Annotated in this window: 15 protein-coding genes and 1 pseudogene; 2 read left to right on the forward strand and 14 right to left on the reverse strand. The window is 51.0% G+C overall.

Translation table 11 applies throughout. The annotated features are described in order from the left end of the window. Positions 1-287: 287 nt before the first annotated feature. The 8 genes from PV407_RS21060 to PV407_RS21095 all read right to left on the reverse strand — a co-directional run bounded on the left by PV407_RS21060 (position 288) and on the right by PV407_RS21095 (position 7,007). Positions 288-542, reverse strand: coding sequence for a hypothetical protein (locus PV407_RS21060; RefSeq protein ID WP_332091964.1), 255 nt, complete (start codon positions 540-542; stop codon positions 288-290). Positions 543-691: 149 nt separating this feature from the next. After that, positions 692-1,546 (reverse strand): HAD-IIA family hydrolase, encoded by an 855-nt coding sequence (locus PV407_RS21065; protein WP_332091965.1) that lies wholly within the window; start codon positions 1,544-1,546, stop codon positions 692-694. A 16-nt stretch (positions 1,547-1,562) separates the two neighbouring features. Then, a complete protein-coding gene (locus tag PV407_RS21070; protein ID WP_332091966.1) occupies positions 1,563-2,540 on the reverse strand; it encodes a metallophosphoesterase family protein in 978 nt (325 codons plus the stop codon). A gap of 24 nt (positions 2,541-2,564) precedes the next feature. Then, on the reverse strand, positions 2,565-3,863 hold the full coding sequence (locus tag PV407_RS21075) for an ABC transporter substrate-binding protein (RefSeq protein WP_332091967.1): 1,299 nt from the start codon (positions 3,861-3,863) through the stop codon (positions 2,565-2,567). Positions 3,864-3,912: 49 nt separating this feature from the next. Next, positions 3,913-4,740 carry a carbohydrate ABC transporter permease gene (locus PV407_RS21080; protein WP_332091968.1) on the reverse strand — a complete coding sequence of 276 codons (828 nt, stop codon included), beginning with the start codon at positions 4,738-4,740 and terminating at the stop codon, positions 3,913-3,915. Positions 4,741-4,764: 24 nt separating this feature from the next. Further along, positions 4,765-5,658 carry a carbohydrate ABC transporter permease gene (locus PV407_RS21085; protein ID WP_332091969.1) on the reverse strand — a complete coding sequence of 298 codons (894 nt, stop codon included), beginning with the start codon at positions 5,656-5,658 and terminating at the stop codon, positions 4,765-4,767. A 259-nt stretch (positions 5,659-5,917) separates the two neighbouring features. Then, complete coding sequence (locus PV407_RS21090; RefSeq protein ID WP_332091970.1) at positions 5,918-6,505, reverse strand: glycerol-3-phosphate responsive antiterminator; 588 nt, start codon at positions 6,503-6,505, stop codon at positions 5,918-5,920. Positions 6,506-6,722: 217 nt separating this feature from the next. Next, complete coding sequence (locus tag PV407_RS21095) at positions 6,723-7,007, reverse strand: S-layer homology domain-containing protein (RefSeq protein ID WP_332092059.1); 285 nt, start codon at positions 7,005-7,007, stop codon at positions 6,723-6,725. A 127-nt stretch (positions 7,008-7,134) separates the two neighbouring features. Here PV407_RS21095 and PV407_RS21100 point away from each other — a divergent pair, with 127 nt between their 5' ends. After that, entirely contained in the window at positions 7,135-7,350 is a 216-nt protein-coding gene (locus PV407_RS21100; protein ID WP_332091971.1) for a transposase, read from the forward strand. A 90-nt stretch (positions 7,351-7,440) separates the two neighbouring features. Here the strand turns inward: PV407_RS21100 and PV407_RS21105 are convergent, their stop codons facing one another. Beyond that, positions 7,441-7,917 carry a class I SAM-dependent methyltransferase gene (locus PV407_RS21105; RefSeq protein ID WP_332091972.1) on the reverse strand — a complete coding sequence of 159 codons (477 nt, stop codon included), beginning with the start codon at positions 7,915-7,917 and terminating at the stop codon, positions 7,441-7,443. 156 nt (positions 7,918-8,073) lie between these two features. Beyond that, a pseudogene (locus tag PV407_RS21110) lies at positions 8,074-8,188 on the reverse strand (recombinase family protein); the annotation flags it as partial. 610 nt (positions 8,189-8,798) lie between these two features. Here PV407_RS21110 and PV407_RS21115 point away from each other — a divergent pair. Beyond that, a complete protein-coding gene (locus tag PV407_RS21115; RefSeq protein WP_332091973.1) occupies positions 8,799-11,138 on the forward strand; it encodes a hypothetical protein in 2,340 nt (779 codons plus the stop codon). Between the two features lie 69 nt (positions 11,139-11,207). Here the strand turns inward: PV407_RS21115 and PV407_RS29620 are convergent, their stop codons facing one another. The 4 genes from PV407_RS29620 to PV407_RS21130 all read right to left on the reverse strand — a co-directional run bounded on the left by PV407_RS29620 (position 11,208) and on the right by PV407_RS21130 (position 17,653). Continuing rightward, complete coding sequence (locus PV407_RS29620; protein ID WP_442951694.1) at positions 11,208-11,306, reverse strand: IS3 family transposase; 99 nt, start codon at positions 11,304-11,306, stop codon at positions 11,208-11,210. A 345-nt stretch (positions 11,307-11,651) separates the two neighbouring features. After that, positions 11,652-14,378 carry a hypothetical protein gene (locus PV407_RS21120; RefSeq protein WP_332091974.1) on the reverse strand — a complete coding sequence of 909 codons (2,727 nt, stop codon included), beginning with the start codon at positions 14,376-14,378 and terminating at the stop codon, positions 11,652-11,654. 768 nt (positions 14,379-15,146) lie between these two features. After that, positions 15,147-16,475: an ABC transporter substrate-binding protein gene (locus PV407_RS21125; protein ID WP_332091975.1), complete on the reverse strand. Its 1,329-nt coding sequence runs from the start codon at positions 16,473-16,475 to the stop codon at positions 15,147-15,149. Between the two features lie 281 nt (positions 16,476-16,756). After that, positions 16,757-17,653, reverse strand: coding sequence for a helix-turn-helix domain-containing protein (locus PV407_RS21130; protein WP_332091976.1), 897 nt, complete (start codon positions 17,651-17,653; stop codon positions 16,757-16,759). Positions 17,654-17,758: the final 105 nt, after the last annotated feature.

Genomic DNA, 17,758 nt, shown 5'->3' on the forward strand with positions numbered 1-17,758 from the left:
AACATCATCTACAAAGTTCTGGAACCCCCGGATTCGGCCATCTTGGTCTTTCTCGAACGATGCCGTCAAATGCTGCACTTAAATCATGACGGGGAAGTATGGGGGGACGTAAGGTGAGATGAAAAATTTGACGACCTTTTACTCCTATTCATCGTCGGCTTCGCACCAAAAGTAGATCGATAATGCTCGATTAACTTGTCATTCAAGCTGTTCCTGGATGGGGAGTTGGTTGGCGAACAACCGGGAGGCTTGAGCTGCTTTTGGAGCATGAACGCGAATGCTACATGCTAAGCTTGTATAAAGGGCCGAATTTGCATCTGCTCGCCGGTGCGAAGGATACGGGGAGCAGAAATGCAGCTCTTTTCGTCTATAGAACGAAGTAACGCACGGACAAATTCATCGAACGGATAACCGCGGCCGGCTCTTCCATCGAAGAAGCGGAAGACGTCGGATTCGCCCATTTCATTCGTTTTATCGACCCTTTCGGGCAAAAGTGGACCATCAAACGGGAAAAAAAGATAACTTCTTGTGCGAACATCCATTCCGCCCCCGCATTACTGATGCCGCCTCCGCTGATTTCTAAGATAACCAAAACACTTTACAGAAGGGACATTCTGTAAAGTATTTTGGCATCGAATTTAGAATCAAAAAAACAGACCCGGGGACTACTCGCGCCGGGCCTAGCCTGTCATTATGGATTTGGCTCATCGGCCGATTCATTCGTTCTAGTTCGCGCTCCGGATGGCAGCTCATGCAGCAGCAACTGGTACAGCTTGGACAGCGTGTCTACCGTCACCGTCGGGACGACTGCGCGTTCGTCACGTACCGGCGAACAGGAGTGTCGTACCCAGACCGTCTTCATTCCAGCCTCCGCCGCGCCGGCGATATCGGTCGCCAAATTGTCGCCGATCATCACACACTCGGCGGCGGCGACGTCGTACTTGCGCATCGCCAGTTCGTAAAGCCAAGCGTGAGGCTTGCCGATGCTTAAAGCCGGACGGCCCGTGATCGATTCGACGGCGGTAATCAGGGAGCCGGTCTCCGGAACGAGCCGCCCGTCTTCACTTGGATGCGAATAATCCGGATTCGTGCTGACGATACGTGCGCCCCGGATGATCTCGTTGACGATCTGCTCCAGTCTGTGGTAATCGAACTCGATATCCCGACCGACAACAACGACATCGGCGGGCTCGGGCTGCGCCCAATCCAGCACAAGATGACCGGCATCCGCTAACGCCCCGTGCAGGCTTGCGCTCCCCGCCACCTTCACGGCTACCGAGCCGAAGACTTCCTTCAAGTAAGCGGCAACCGCCTCCGTGGCGGTGACGATTGGCTCGCCCGCGAGACAAAGCCCCATCTCCGTCAGCTTGGCGCGAATTTCCGCAGCGTTCTCCCGCGAGTTGTTCGTAATGAAGCCAATCCGGTAGCCATGGATGCGGAGCAGCTCGATCAGGTCGTCGGCACGATCGGCCAGCTTGCTGCCGAAGTAGATACATCCGTCGAGATCGAAAAAACAAGTTCGGATCCCATCCATCCATCGATTCATTTCCAACAGCTCCGCTCTACCGGATTTCGTCCGTCTTTTTCGTATAGGGGTCCAGCGTATCCATACCGCCTTCACCTTCGAGCAGGATGACTTCAAATTGCGGAACGCCGCCGCGCATTTTAACCGACAGGATGTGATGAATGTCGCCATTACCGTCGAAGCAGTGGAGCCCGCCCGTTTTGCCCATTTGGATATACCGACGTCCCCTCTTCCCGGTCACCTCCAAATAGTGTACATGACCGGATACGACCGTATACGGCCGGTCCGCCAGCAGCCCTTCCAGCCGCTCGAAGATCGGGTCCGGCTTTTTCCATGCAGGCTGGTGCAGGCAGACGAACGTCCAGTCGACATCCGTGTTGTCCGCCAGCACCCGCTCGAAGAAATCGATTTGCTCCCCGCTCAGATGCGGGTGAATCAAGTTATCCTCGGTCATCTCGAAGACTGCCGTCGAAGCGTTGTCCGCCAATTTTCGGAGAATGTCGGTATACAGCTCCTGCGGGCGGCGGATCAGCTCCCGGTTCGCCTGTTGGATCAACGCTAATGCCGCCTCGGGCAGCGGCAGCGGCAGCGTTTCCGTATTGGCAACAAGGAACAGCGTCCGGCCGTAGCGGAACGCGTAGTAGTCCACGCCCTTGCGCTCCTGCCATACCCGGATCATCGTCTCCGTGCCGTAGTCGTGGTTGCCGACAGTCTGGAACACGGGAACACCGAGTCCCGCCAGCATCGGATCGATGCGGTCCCACTCTTCATGCGCTTCCGCCTCGTCTGTCCAGTACCCTTCCACCAGGTCGCCGATCGAGATGACGAAGTCGGGATTCAGCTTCCTCGCAGCTTCCAGCCCTTTCTCGAACATCCCGTACACCGCTCCGCCGGTCCGGTCGCTAATGAAGGCGAAGTCGTAATCGTCGCCCCGCGGGGCCGGCAGCTCCCCGAACCACGGGCCTTTCTCCGTGCTAAACTTCGTTTCGTCGATGAATATCTTGCGCATCGTCATGTCGAAAACCTCCCTAACCTGATTTTAAGATTGGATAAGCGCATTCGCTTGCTTGGCTGCTTCCTTCATCGCGTCCTTGGGCGTTTTCTGCCCTTGCAGTGCGGCTTGGATTTGGTCCGAAATGATCTTCTGCACGCGAGTGCCCCCCGTCCCCGGGAAATTGAACCAGGGAACCATCACGTCCACTTGCTCGTAAGTTGCTTTATAAACAGGGTTGTCCGTCAAAAATTTCTGCATGTCGGGGTCGTCCAGTGCCTTTTTCCGCGATACCATGTAGCCGGTGGATGTGGAGATTTTAACGGACTGCTTGGGATCGATCATAAACTTGATGAAATCCCATGCCGCCTCCTGCTTCGCCTTGTCGGCGGAGAACAGCATCAGATTCGCCCCGCCGGCCGGCACGACGCGCTTGCCGCCGTAGGTCGGGAACGGAGCCGTCCGCAGCTCGAACTTCGCCGTTGGCTTGATCATGCTGATCCCCGCTGTCGTATTGACCAGCATGGAAACGTTGCCTTTCGCCATTGCATCGAACGTCTGGATTTGCTGAAGCAGCGGCATCGATTTGTCCTTATTCACCATATCGACGATCGTTTGGACGGCGTTCACGCTCGCCTCGGAATCGAGGCCGACCATTTTGCCGTCAGCGGACATCATACTGCCTCCATATGTCTGCATGACCGCCTGATACAGCCAGCCGAAGTCGATCGGCACGCTGGCGCCGTAACGTCCGTCCCGGGTCAGCTGCTTGGCAACTTGCGTGAACTCCTCCCACGTCTGCGGGGGCTTATCCGGGTCGAGCCCGGCCGCCTTGAATTGATCGGCGTTATAGTACAAGATCGGCGTGCTGATGCCGTACGGCATCCCGATCTGCTGTCCCTGTTCGTTTTTTCCCAGATTCAGCATGGTCGGGAAAAAGTCCGAGATGTCATATCCGTCGCGCTTAATGAACGGATCGAGCGGAACTGCGCGCATCACGTCGTTCGCAAACCTAGTGTACAGAAGGCCGTTCGACACGACGTCCGGCAGTTTTTTGGCGGCCGCCTGCACCTGAAGCTTTTCCACGATGCCCTCGTAGCCGTTCTGAACGTAAACCGCGTTCACCTTCACCTTGCTCTGCGAGCTGTTGTACTCCTTCACCAGGGCGTCGATCAGCTCGCCGCCCCAAATGTTCCAAAATTCAATTTCTACCGGATCGGGCATTGGAGCGGACGCCCCCGCACCGGAAGGGGAACCGGAAGCCGACTCGTTCGTACCGGACCCGCAAGCAGCCGTCACGACGGACAGCAGCAGCAAGGTCAACAACCGTACTCTTCTTTTTTTCACAGTAAACCTCTCCTGTTCCATTAGTATCTATATCAATCAGAGCGGGTGCTTAACCTTTTAGCCCGCTCTGAGCAAAGCCGTCGACGATATGGCGCTGCGCGAACAGATACAGCAGCAACACCGGAACCATGGCCAGGGCGGCGACCGCCATCGTCGCTCCCCAATCCATCCGCGTCTCGCTGCGAAAATATTGGAACGCCAGCGGCAACGGCATCTTGGCCGGATCGGTCAGCACGAGCAATGGCCAGTTAAATTCGTTGAAATTCGCAAGAAACGCAATGACGCCGAGCGTCCAGAGCATCGTGCCGGACAGACGGACGTACACGTTCCAGAGCGTCCGCAGAGGTCCGCAGCCGTCGATCGTGGCCGCCTCTGCCAGCTCCTTCGGTACCGTCAGAAACGATTGCCGCAGCAGGAAAATCGCGAATCCGCTGGCCAGATGCGGAACGACGACGCCGGTCAGCGAGTTCAGTGCGTTCATCTGGTTCACGATGAGGTACGTCGGAACGAGCGTTACCTGCATCGGAATCATCATCGTCATCAGCACGAACAGAAACAGCGGATCCCGGCCGGGAAACCGGTAATAAGCGAAGGCGAACGCCGCGCACACGCCGACGAACATTTGCCCGAGCGTCTGCAGGATGCCAATTCGCAAGCTGTTGACCAGCCACCGGAAAAACGGTATTTCGGTCAACGCCTTAACATAACCGTCCCAATTGATCGGTCCCGTCCAGACAAGATGCCCCGAGAAGACGTATTCCTCCGATCGAAGTGAAATCGACACCATCCAAACGATAGGAATCATCGCGAGAACCGCGAACCCGGCTAGCAGCACATGCTTTCCCGCCTCTTCCACCAGTCGCCGAAATTGAAGCATCTCCACCGCCCCTTTCGAATTAAGTCAGTTGTAATGAACCGTATTGCGGGAGATTCGCAGTTGTACGACCGTTATGAACAAGACGAGGGCGAACAGAATGACGGAGATAGCCGCCGCCTTGCCGACGCTGAAAAACCGGAACGCTTCCTGATATAGCTGGTACACCAGCACGTTCGAAGAGTTGTTTGGACCGCCGTCCGTCATGATTTGAATCAAGGCGAAGTTTTGGAACGAAGAGATGATGCTCATGACGACGATGAACATCGTGATCGGCGACAACAGCGGCAGCGTCAGATGAAACAGCCTACGCCACCGGCTCGCGCCGTCGATCGCGGCAGCCTCGTACAACCCCTTGTCGATCGACTTCAACCCGGATATGAAAAGCAGCATCTCGTAGCCGAAGCTTTTCCAGATGCCGACGATCGCCACCGCCCACAGCGAAGTGGAGCTTTGCGACAGCCAGTTCGGCCCATCAATGCCAAGGAGAGCGAGCAACTGATTGACGATGCCGTGTTGATCGTCGTACATCAGGCTCCAGATGATCGCGATGACGGCAATCGAGGAGACGACGGGCAAGTAGAAAATGAACCGGTATATCGTCCGTCCCCGCAGCAGGCTCTCCATCAGCAACGCCAAACCGAGGCCGAGCGTGATGGAAATAGGTATTGTCATGAGTAAATACAAGAACGTATTTCGCAAGGCCTTCCAGAACACCTCGTCCCGCAGCAGCGAGGCGTAGTTGGACCACCCGACGAATGAACGCTCCGGATGAATCATATCCCATTGCTGGAAGCTGAGCAGGAACGTAAACAGGAAGGGGTAGACAAAAAAGACGGCATAGAGCAGCAACGCGGGCGCCAAAAACAGCAGCGGCAAAAACAGCATCTTCCGGCGATAAGAGTTCGTCAGCTTGGTCACAAGAATTCCTCTCTTTCCGATAAAAATAAGAAAAAGCTCATCACAACAATCATAAAGGCATACCCGCCCGTATGATTGTTGTTCAGAGCTTCCTCCAGGACCCCACTCTAAACAAAATCGCTAAGGTTCTCACTAAGTTGTCTCATTACTGATAATAACTTGTTTTAATCATAGCTTTGATTTGTCAACGCAATATTACCCGAACATCAACCGAACGTTAAAATTCGGTGCCTGCCGGTCGTTAGGAATCTTGGTGAGCTTAACCGAGCAGTTGTTCGAACGACAGGTTCCACAGCTTTTTGTTACTAACCGATAACGAAGTTGCTCCCGACGCCAAGGCGGCAGACGCTTCGGCCTGAGTCTGGATCAAGCCGCTGGCGATAACCGGCGTCTTCTCCAGCTCCGACGCGAACGCCCGAATGATTTTGTCGATGGCGCCGGGCATCAGTTCGACGCCGTCGGGTTCCAACTGGCGGCACAGCTTCAAGCCATTCTCAAGCGCACCCGAGTCAATGATGAACAGATGCAGGATGCCGTAGAGGTCGTAGCGCTTCGCTTCCTGGACCAGATGAATTTTCGGCGTGACGATGCCGTCGGCTCCCGCATATTCGGCGATAAACTCGATACTCTCCCGGGCGGTGCTGGACAAGCCGCGAATGAGGTCGACATGGACGAACGCCCCTTTGCCGGCCTGTTTCGTCAGCCGGACGCAGTCCACGAGTTCCTTGACGGTGCCGCCCATGAAAAACAGGTTGTGCACCGCGCTGGCAAGCGCGTCTTCCAGATCCTCCATCCGGCGAACAGCGGCGATGATCGGATGGCCCCCAATTTTGTGCAGCAGCTGCATGCGGCTTCGCTCCCGTGTTGTTCGTGTTGTTCATCTCTATTATCGGGGAGAATTGTTATCGGAATGTCCAAAGTTGATTAAATGAATATGAATATTTTACGATTTCATTCGCTTGTCAGGCGTTCTACGCGGTCCATAAACTAACAGAAGGGACATTTAAACAGACAAAGCCTCCGTCCCGCATTCGAGCGAATGTATGGACGGAGGTGTTCGGACATTATGTCAACCAATATGAAGCCATATTATCTTTCAGCATGCGGTCCAGCACCACCGTAGCTTCCGCCCTCGTGGCCGTATTGGACGGCTCAAAACGGTTGTTGGAACGGCCCTCGACAATCCCTTCCTTCTCTGCTTTCGCGACGAAACCTTTCGCCCATTCCGGAATGTCCGCATCGTCCGCGAACGATGTCGCCGTGATGGTGGCGGACATGTTCCAGCCCCGGATCAGCATGGTTACCATTTCCGCCCGGCTGATCGTCGCCGTATACAGTTTCTGTGTCATCACCTTGACGATAACGTCCCCGACGTCCAGCGGACTTCCGCAGGAAAGTTGCCTGCTTGATGCTAGACTTAATAGTAGACACAGATTACACTGATGAAATGAATCCGAATCGGAGGACTGTGTCGAGATGAAAAAGCCCCTGTATGATGAGACGTACAAACGAAAGACGGTCCAGTACGTCAAGGAGAGTGGAAAGGCGGTAGCGGAAGTCGCCCGTGAGCTGAAGATCAAAGATAGTACGCTGTACGGCTGGATGAAAAGTATGGAGGAGAGCCGGAAATCGTTGCGACGCAAGCGTTTAAGTCGGAAGATCATCAGCTTAAACGCCCGACTTAGCACATGATCGTGTAAGCAACTTTCCTCTCCTCCATTTTATCGTAATAATTACGATTAAACAATCAATGAAAATCCGGACCTCGTCCGGGCAACCGACCTACAGCTCGTGTTCCTTCCGGCGGCCAACCATAATCATTCGTCTGGACCGCCGGGCATCATACGCTTCTCCCTCATAGCTTCCATACACGGTATCCAGCGCCAGTCCCGCCTCGTACAACATTGCCGTCAACGTTTCGGCCGAATAAAGCTTGACCCGTTCGACATAACGGCGCGGTGGCCTGCCCGCCTCCCGAACGACGATCCGCTTCATAACGAATCCGCCTTCGATGCGGCGGGTTTCCGAGATCGCCGCCCCCTGCTCTACCCGCTTGGAATACGGCACTAAAGGTTCGGCCGTATACGTCGCGTTCATCACATCGAGAACGAACCGGCCTCCCGGCTTCAACGCTTTGCGGATTTGCCGCAATACTTTCAGTTGTTCGCCGTCATCTTCAAAATAGCCGAAAGAGGTGAACAGATTGACGACCGCGTCGAATCGTTCCGCAAACGAGCCATCGTCCGGCAAAGCGCGCATATCGCCTTCGATCCGGGGCAGCATTTAAATGTAAAAATTACTATTAATAAACAATAGAAAGCCCGAGCGATCGCTCGGTTAAAACGTTAGTTTATTGTAATAATTACACTTAAGAAGTGTACCAACTAACTTTTGATCTGTCAATTCCATTGCCGTTTTGCGCTCCTGTTCGGCAACATATGCCAACATGCTTAAGAACGGATCCTCGAGCTGTTTCCCCAAGTCACCCATCGTATTAAATTTTTCTGGAGTCAAATAGCGTCTCGTTATCTGATCGTGCCGAAAAGCATGCTTTCCGACACAGTCTGAACGCTCAAAAACGCCATCGAAGTCCCACCGCCGTCGCTCTCCTCGCCCAAACCGTTAAAATCGATTTGCGGTAATTGCCAGTACTTTCGCCGTTATAGTCGAAGCCAACTTGGCTGGCGATCTCGATTACCATTGCTTTGCCGAGCGATACTGGGGTTGTGACCGGGGCTCGATAAAGTCGATGAAGGAGAACGTGCACGCAGTCACACACTGAGAAGCAAAGCCAATATGACAATAAAAGCAGACGATATGTGCTGTTTCCGCACCGTACAGCAAGAGATAATATAAAAAAAATAGGGAGGGCGCCCGGCTTGCACCAACAAGAAGGAGGTCGACCGAAATGCCTTACGGTCATCGCAGACGGATAAACCGTAACCGGTTAAATTAAAGCTTCTTACTCCGGGATCGACGAATCCGGAGTGGTTTATGGAGGGGTATGGCAATAAGGTTCAGGAGAATACCTTTCCAGCCTAAAACGATAAAAATTCAATAGGGGTGGATATAGCTTGTTATACCCGTTAAGTAACAAATTCGGAGCAATTTCACTGGATTCCGCTGCAGGAACATGGTCAATGACTGCTGATCAACGCTTGGTCATGGAATCCTTTTCGCTCGTATGGGAAGTAGACGGCTCCCGGATCCGCTGTCTGGAGCAAACCAATTCGGTCGAAATGAATCAAGGCAAAGACTTGCATGGACGATACTCGGAACTTGTTGCCGATTGCGGCGCCTCGGGTACGGGGAAGAAGTTTGCGTTTTCGTTCCGGTTATATGAAGAAGAATGCTTCTTGACCCTAAAAGCCCGGGTCAAAAATGTCGGGCAAACAGCCATTAAGCTCGGGAAATGCCATTTATTGCACGAGAGCGGCACTATTGATCTTGGCGAGGGAGCCGAGGAAACGGTGGCGCTTTGTCAAACGGCCTGGGTTACCGATAATGTTGTGAAAAAGCTTTATTCCGAAAATAACTGTCACCGGAGCAAAACTGTCGGTTTGCTGTATAATCGGTCCCATAAACTTGCATTCAACTGCAGCTTTATGACCTTTGACAGAATCAATACGGAGATTGCATACAGTGCGTCCCACAACAAGATTCATGTTGATGGTTACTGCGACTTTGATGATTATGAGCTTCAGCCGGATCGGGAAATCGAGTCCGAAACGATCGGGTGCGCTTGGTCATGCGATCCTTACGCGTCTTTGGAAAATTGGGCGGCGAAGGTGAGCCATTATTACAAGCCCCGGATAGCCCCGAAACCGTCCGTCGGCTGGCTCGGAGGATGGACATGGAGGGACGGTTTTACGGAGCAAACGTACGAAGAACTTGTGCTGGAGAATTCCGCCGCCATCCAAACGAGACTCGAAGGGTTTGATGTCACGAATTTCTGGGTAAGCATCGGCAATTTAAAGCATATGCTGCCGGGAAACTGGACGGCATTTAACAAAACGGCGTTCCCCCACGATATCGAATGGCTTGTTTCCAAATTGGCGAAAAACGGACAACGTCTTGGTTTTTGGGTCGCTCCTTTCTGGATACCGGACAAGCTGAGTCCGCTGTTTGAAGAACACAAGCACCATCTGTTAAAAAGGCAAGGAGAGTTCGTCAAATGCGATTCCAGGTGGAGGTTCGGGAAGTCCGGGGATTTGCCGCCTGACGAACGGGTTGGCTTCTATTGCCTGGATGGAAGTCATCCCGATACGGTTGACTTTTTGAAACGAACCTTCGAATTTTATCGGAAGCTGGGGATCAGGTACTATATGATCGATTTTCTTTATGCGGGATCGGGCTCGACCCCGGGACACTTCCTCTATGACGAATATTTCGACCGCTCCAAGGTGAAAGGTCCCGAAGTGTACAGAGAAGCTTTGAAAACGATCCGGGAAGCTGCAGGCGAGGATGCGTATATTTTGTCTTCGACCGGAACAACATTCCAAAACATCGGTTGTGTCGATGCTGTAAGGGTTGCTCCCGATTGCGGCGAAGGACGTCCGCTTATAAAAGGGATGAATGAATACCCTGCCATGTATACGATCAATACGTGGAATTTGATTCGAACCGTATCGACCACAATGGCCAACACTTATTTTACAGATCGGAAATTGTATTATAACGACGCTTTCAATGTGATGACCATCGATAAGCCCGTTCCTTTGAACGAAGCGATTATCACAGTCAGCATGTTTGCTTTGTCAGGCGGTCCCGTGATGCTCGGGGACGATATTTCGACCATTGGCGAGGAACGGCTTGCGCTTATCAAGAAGTCGCTGCCGCCATACAACAAGATGGCAAAACCGGCAGACTTGTTTGACGCCGTATATCCGGATTGGCCCAAAATATTCAATTTGAAGGTCGAGAAGGACTGGGACGAATGGAACGTTGTCGGCGTCCTGAACACCGAACCTGCGACCGTAAACATGGAGCTCTCGCTGGACAAACTTGAGTTGCAACACGGCCCTGCCTACACCGTGTTTGATTTTTGGAACGAGATGTATTTGGGCGAAATAAAAGACCGTCTCGAGGTCGAGGTGCCGCCCCGTCATATTCGGGTATTTCGAATAGCAAGGTCGAGGCCGCATCCTTGGCTGATTGGGACCGATATGCACGTAACCCAAGGAGGGGTCGAAATCGAACGGCTCGAGTGGAATCCGAACAAGCGCTATTTGAGCGGCGTATGCATCCGGCCAAAAGGGGAAGCGGGGAATTTGTTCTTGAAGCTTCCGAAAGGGTGGAAGCCCGTTCAATATGAAGGGCTTCAAACCGCAAAAGTCCCAATGGATAAAAGCTTAATCGTCCTCAAACCTTTGGCGTTTCGAACAGAGACCCTCACTTGGCGCATCGATTTCGAACCGGAAGACGAAGCGGAGCTTCACAACTTGCTGCATGTCGGGGAAGAGAGGGTCATTTTGGAATGAAAAAATAAATGAGGCTGGCGGGAAACGTTTCGATGGTCGTATCCCCGTTAAGCAGGAGAAAAAGAGCGCTCATGCGGCGATCGTTTTCCGGTATTCCACCGGAGAGCGGTCGCTAAGTTTTTTCTGGAACCGTTCCTCGTCGTAAAAGGTGATGTAGTTGGCAATCAGACGTCGAGCTGTCTCCTAACATAACACGCTAACGAAAGCGATGTTTGGCCCGGAAGACAGTTTCCTTGCCGTGTTGGTAGCATCGATCATCTTGTCCGCGCTGGACTTACTTTGTACGAGATGATTGGCGGGACTATCTTCTTCCAAATCCATTGGCAGAAACAATTGACCCATGGTATATTCGATGAACAAAGAAGCCGTTCCTTTCGTAAATGGTTGGTGGTACTTCCATTTTACAAAGGAACGGTTTCTTTGTATTGAACAAAATGGAAGAAGGGTGCCCCAACCATTTTTTATGGCTTTTAGGGCAGCCCCTTCTCCTTGTTCGACGGCGAGCGGCGGTTTTTAAGCCATCTCATTGCCGCTTGTATAAATGATCAACGTTAACGTCGCAGCGGCCACATCTACAGCAGCCGATGTCGGGTTTTCATGATAAACCGTGATGGTGTTAGCTGCGGTTACTTTCGCATACATTCGCGTGCCTTTTAGATCGCCTTCAAAAAAAGCATCTACAACGTTACCGACCGACGCAAACGACTGAGCAACATTAGATGTGTTGGTCGTGTTTGCAGCTACGGAAGGCGGGGCGAAAGGCAGTGAGCGTCTAACTATTTTTTGGAATACGTTTCTGTAAATCGGCGCCTGACCTAGTGCTACTGCAGCAGTCCCGTTGTTAATGGTTTTATCAATGATCACTTGGCTTGTCGGTTGACCGTTCGCATCAAAGATACGCCCGACAATCTTGCATTGCTGTGTTGTTCCGCTTTGTGTTACGGCAATCCAATCTCCAACACCATAGTAAGTATCAAGCACAACCGAACCGGTTGCCAGATTGATAAGATTCGGGGCTTCTGTTGTGACGGTCGCAGCTGTTGCCAAGCTGCTGTATTGCGCCATATCGGTTGACGGCTTTAATGTGCCTTCTTGGACACAAAGACTGAAGTTAATGTTTTGCTCGTTAAGTGCGACATTGCTTGAGTTTGTCGTATTGACCGGATACATGAAGTCGCCGACCGCAAACTTGCCGCCGCTGTAATTCGTGTTCAGACTGAATGCGTTTCGGCTATCAACCTTCGGTTCATACTGCATATAAACCGGAGCAATCGGGAATCCGCTTGCGTAAGCTCCGATGTGCTCGATTTCGATACGAGTGCCAACCGGTAAAGTGATGATAAAATTACCTTTGTTTACAAGCTCGTTGACATTACGAACCGTCGCTAATTTCCACCCGTTGCCATAATCGACAACGTCGTCGCCGACGGTTATACGTTTGTTTGTGCCGTTGTACTCCAAAACGTTCAGCTTAAAGTTACGCGGGTCGAAAGGGGCTATCTCTCTGTAAAGAATACATACATATGCGTCCAGTTGCTTGTTTTTAATAGGGAAAGCAAGTTCTGCAGACTCGCTTCCTTTATTCCATAAGCGAATACCGTTCCTGCTTGTAAAACCTGTCCATGTTGATTCAAAACGCTTTACATCATAGACAAGCTTTTTATTGACGGTATTCCCACTCATGCGAACGCCATACATGCCGTATTTGAAATCGTACTGAGGCAAGAACTCAAAAAAATCGTCAATTAGCTGCGGGTTTCGTCCGAAGTCGAAAGCGGATGACATTAACAATTGGTTGTGCCCTTCGGTCGGGTTATCCGTCTCCGTCCAAGTTTTTGCAGCATAGTCATACTTGGCGAAGTAACCTTCCGTGAATTTAATATAGCAATCTTTCGTTTCTTTATATGTCAAATTCGACTTGAAAGAAAAACCACCCCAACGATGCACCGGGTTTAATTCAAAGAAGTAATTGAAATACTCGGTATAACCTCCTCCCCAGAACGAGCCGGCACACGTATCATAAACAACCGCCTTGGCAGGTTTTACAGCAGCTCCTGCAGGCGCAACATTAAAACCGTTTACGGATAAACCTCCGCCCTCGTTGCGCACGTAGTAGTCTGCAATGTTTGTAGCACCTGCACGACCGACAATATAACCGCCGCCAACTGTTAAATTGGTGCATTGCGTTACGTTTGCCTGGTTCCAGAACCCGAGCAAGCACTCGTGGAATGCACAGTTTCGCAATTCATTTTCATAGAAGTTGCCCCTACGGGTGCCGGTCCACGGGGAAGTATCCAGCGGGTACAGATGACAGCCGATTGCAAATCGCTCGACAAGCACATTATCGATAACCCATTTGTAAGCATTCGCGCCATTGAAGCATCTGTTAGCGTGAACCGTTGATGTTTTGGTGACGTTTCCGACGAAAACTCCGCCTTTAAACCGGACGCCTACTATGGTTTGCGCATTCCATCCGGTTTTTACTGCAAAAGCGTCCGCCATTTCTTGATAATTCGGACTAAATAAATCCTTGGATGTCGTCGGGTCGAAGAAAATCGCGGCATTACCCAAAAATTCAATGTCAGTGCCGGACCGGACATACAAGGTGTCGCGCACATAATAAGTAGCATCATGCACTTCAAATACATGATTTACAGTTGCACCGTACTTCATTTTAGAGATGTTGTTTCGGTACGCTGTATATTGAACCGTATTTAACATTCGCTGAAACGCATCCGTATCGTCATGCCCGCTAATTATATTAGCGTTAGTAAACACTTCTACGGATTGGTCTATGAGCAGATCGCCATAAGCGCCGAACTGAAATGGATTTAATTTGTACTGCGTTGATTTCCAGCGGCCTGTTGCAATGCCATCTACTGCGATAATAGAACCGCCATTGTCGGGTTCTGTTGAGCCTGCAACCCAAATGAACTCGTTTCCACCCTTACCCATTCCAGCGTAGTAGGATGCAGTTTGCACTACTTTATCGCCGCTTTTTGGTGCAAATTGACGCAAAGCGGCAATTGAATCTACGGTTATAATGGCTGAATCAAGATATTTACCTGCGCCATAACTAACAGCGGTTACAGTTTGAGAATCAGCCCCAACGGCTCCTCCGATTGTACTGCCCATCGCCAGAGCCATCCCGGATAATCCGATTGAGGCCAGCATCGTTCTTCTCGAGATTAGCGGGCTTTCTTCGTTCGGCATCTGTTTGTCATCCATATTTTCTGACATCAGAGTAACCTCCCCATTCATGATTTCCTGGAATATCCAATAGTTCGTGCAGTTGGATCAAAATCGGTTAGAAGGTCAAAGATTAAAACTTCGCATAGACCGGCTTGCGGTTTATTTGCCTAACGTGGCGGCAATTTGCTTGTCTGCCCGTTCAGCGGCTTCCCGCAGAACGTCGCTGCGGACACATCTACAGCAGCCGTTGTCGGGTTTTCATGATAAACGGTGATTGTGTCAGCCGCAGTTACTTTCGCATATATTCGTATGCCTTTCAGATCGCCCTCAAAAAACGCATCCACCACGTTATACTTGCGTCTGTCGTATTGACCGGATACATGAAGTCGTCAACTGCAATCTTGCCGCCGCTATATTTCGCGTTCAGACTGAATGCGTTCCGGCTGTCGACCTTCGGGTCATACTGCATATAAACCGGAGCAATCGGGAACCCGCTTGCGTAAGCCCCGATGTGCTCGATTTCGATACGAGTGCCAACCGGTAACGTGATGATAAAATTACCTTTGTTGACAAGCTTATACGTTTGTTTGTGCCGTTGTACTCCAGAACGTTCAGCTTAAAGTTACGCGGGTCGAAAGGCGCGATCTCTCTGTAAAGAATACAAACATATGCGTCCAGCTGCTTGTTTTTAATAGGGAAAACAAGTTCCGCAGACTCGTATTGTCTACGTATTATTGATTCGGCGGCTTCCCACAGCATGGTGTTCACATCATTGCCGGACAGTTGAATTTATTGTGTATGGGGTATTGGGTAGATCTACTTTAGAACATTCACTACTTCTTTGTTTGCTTTCTCTTCGCCGTTTCGCAAAGCCGTATTGATATCGGTTCCGTCAATAACGACGCTCCTCGTGACCTCCTCGTTCAGCAAGCCGTTGATTTTTGGATCATACTTGGACGCTTCCGGCAGCGGCGACGGGGTTACTTTAAAGATCGCCTGCAAATTTTTCCCTTTAAACAAATCGTTGTCCGCCCCGTATACATTTCGGATGCCCGGGTCGTTCAGGACAGACAACCGTCCGGCTTTACTGAGCATCGTCTGCACGTTCTCGCTCACCAGGCCGAGCAATACTTGATAAGCCGCCTCCTTGTTTTTGCCCGATTTGTTGACGACCGCCATATGGAAATCGACTACCAGCCCGGCTCCTTGCCGATCGCTGTAGCTCGGGTAGGCGGCCAAATCCCATTTGAACGCATCCTTCGTTCCCGCGTTGGTGAAAAAAATGTTAAAGGCGGCAATCAAGTTCGGGAACATGGCCATCCGCTCCTCCTTAAAGAACAGATCGGTCGAGTGTCTGTATTTCCCGCCCTGTACATAGCCCGGAATGGAGTAAAACTGCTTGAGCAGCGCAAACACTTGAGCGTGCTTTTCCGAGGTGAAGGACGCCTTCCCTTTCGTTTTATCGAACACGGGCAAGCCGTATTGCCAGTACATCTGTCTCAGGTCGGGCGGCATGACGCCGATATAATTCGTACTCCCGTCGGTGCGGGTCAGTTTTTTTCCCATCTCCAGCATCTCTTCGTAAGTCATGACGTCTTTCGGATAAGAAACCCCGAACTTATCGAAAATATCTTTATTATACACCGTCGCTCCGTAGTTCATGGCGAACGGCATCCCGTAAAACGCCTTCTGATCGCCAAGCTTCATCATTTCTTGGACAACGGCCTGATCCATCCGGCCGAGATCGATGCCGTAGGTTTTGACCATCGCCGTTAAATCTTCCGGGATATCGGCCTCGAGTATGGTCGCCAAGGCCGGGTTGCTGACCAGTACCATATCGGGCGGCGTACCTGCTGCGAGCAGCTTGTCTAGCGGGTCGCGCGTTTGAACCGGATTGATTTGCGGATATTTGGCTTTAACCGGATCGACAAAAAATTTTTTAAACTGTTCGTCTGTCGTACCGGTGTTTACATCGAGTACAAGAAGCTCAGCCGGGCCCCCTTTATATTCCGTCTTTTGCACAGTCTGTTGGCCGTCCCCGTTCCGGCTTTCCTTGCCGTTTTCCCCGTTTTGACTGCAGGCGATCAGGATGCTTGGCACTACTAAAACGGCAGCCATAAAAGAAACGATGCGTAATTGGACCATCTCATTTTCTCTCCCCCATAGGTATGGTTGAAACGCTTACACTTTTAGGGCGCCCTCGCACTTACGAATACCGGTTAAAGCCATAATAGAGTTTTTTGCTAGTTTTGGATATTGCAGCTTTTGTCCACTCTTTATCCATTTTTGTTTTAATCGCAGCTGCCTTGATCGACTAACTTTTTTATTCGATCGCCTCTAACAAGCAAAAGAACCTCCGTTTCCTCCGCCAAAGAAGGAATGAAGGTTCGTTTCGTAAATGAAATTTGCGGAAACTCCCCGTCCGTTCAATCGTTCGTCGGAGAGCACGACGCTGCCAGCTTCTGGGCGTATTCTTTCGGGGAACAACGGTTGTAGCGTTTGAACAATTCATAGAAATGAGCGATATTCGTGATTCCGACTTGTTCGGCTATGGCGGCAATACTGCCGTCCATGGTCAGAAGGAGGCGCTCGGCCTGTTTGATTCTTCGGATATTGACATATTCGATAAAGGAAAGTCCCATAATCCTTTTGAAGTATTTGGAAAAATAGGAGTAGCTCAAGTTCATCATCTTGCTGATTGTTTCCATTTCGATTTTATCCTTCAGGTGGCTCTCCACATATTCAAGCACCAAATGAAGGGGATAAGCGGGGAGACGTTCGTAGCTACGAGCGGCTTCGTCCGGATCGCTTCGCAAAATGTTCAGAAGTATCTGTTTCACAAGGAGGCTGACGGCCATATTGTAGCCTCTTGAGCGGCTCTCCATCTCCCGATGAATGTCCAGAACAGCCCGGCCGATATCGTTGCGCAATTTTTCATTTTGTCGAAACATTTCATTAACGTGACTCAAAGGGCTATCAATTTCGGCGAAATACCTGTAATGTACCAACATGCTGGGATCGTAGTAAGGCTGGAGATCGAAATGCAGGATCAAGTAAACCGTTCTTTCTGAAACTGCACTTTTGGTAATATGCGGTTGGGACGAACCGATCAGCAATAGATCCCCGGGCTCCAGTCTGTGATGTTCGTCTTGTATGCCCATCTCCAAGCAGCCTTCTTGAACATACAACATTTCAATCTCTTTGTGGTAGTGCTGCTTGCTTCCCGGAGGCGCCGAGAAAAAAGGCTTAACCTGCTGAATAATTTTAATGTTGAGCATATTATCCTGATACGGTATAGGCTCTTTATATAATTTGGAATTCATCCTCAGACATCCTTTTTACGACCGCTATTCTTGTATCCATTATAACTCGCCGTTTGCCGCTATCAACAATAAAGTCTATCCCGCCTAATACACCGGACTTTGCCG

Source organism: Paenibacillus sp. GYB003 (assembly GCF_036577625.1).
Taxonomy (GTDB): Bacteria; Bacillota; Bacilli; order Paenibacillales; family NBRC-103111; genus Paenibacillus_AB.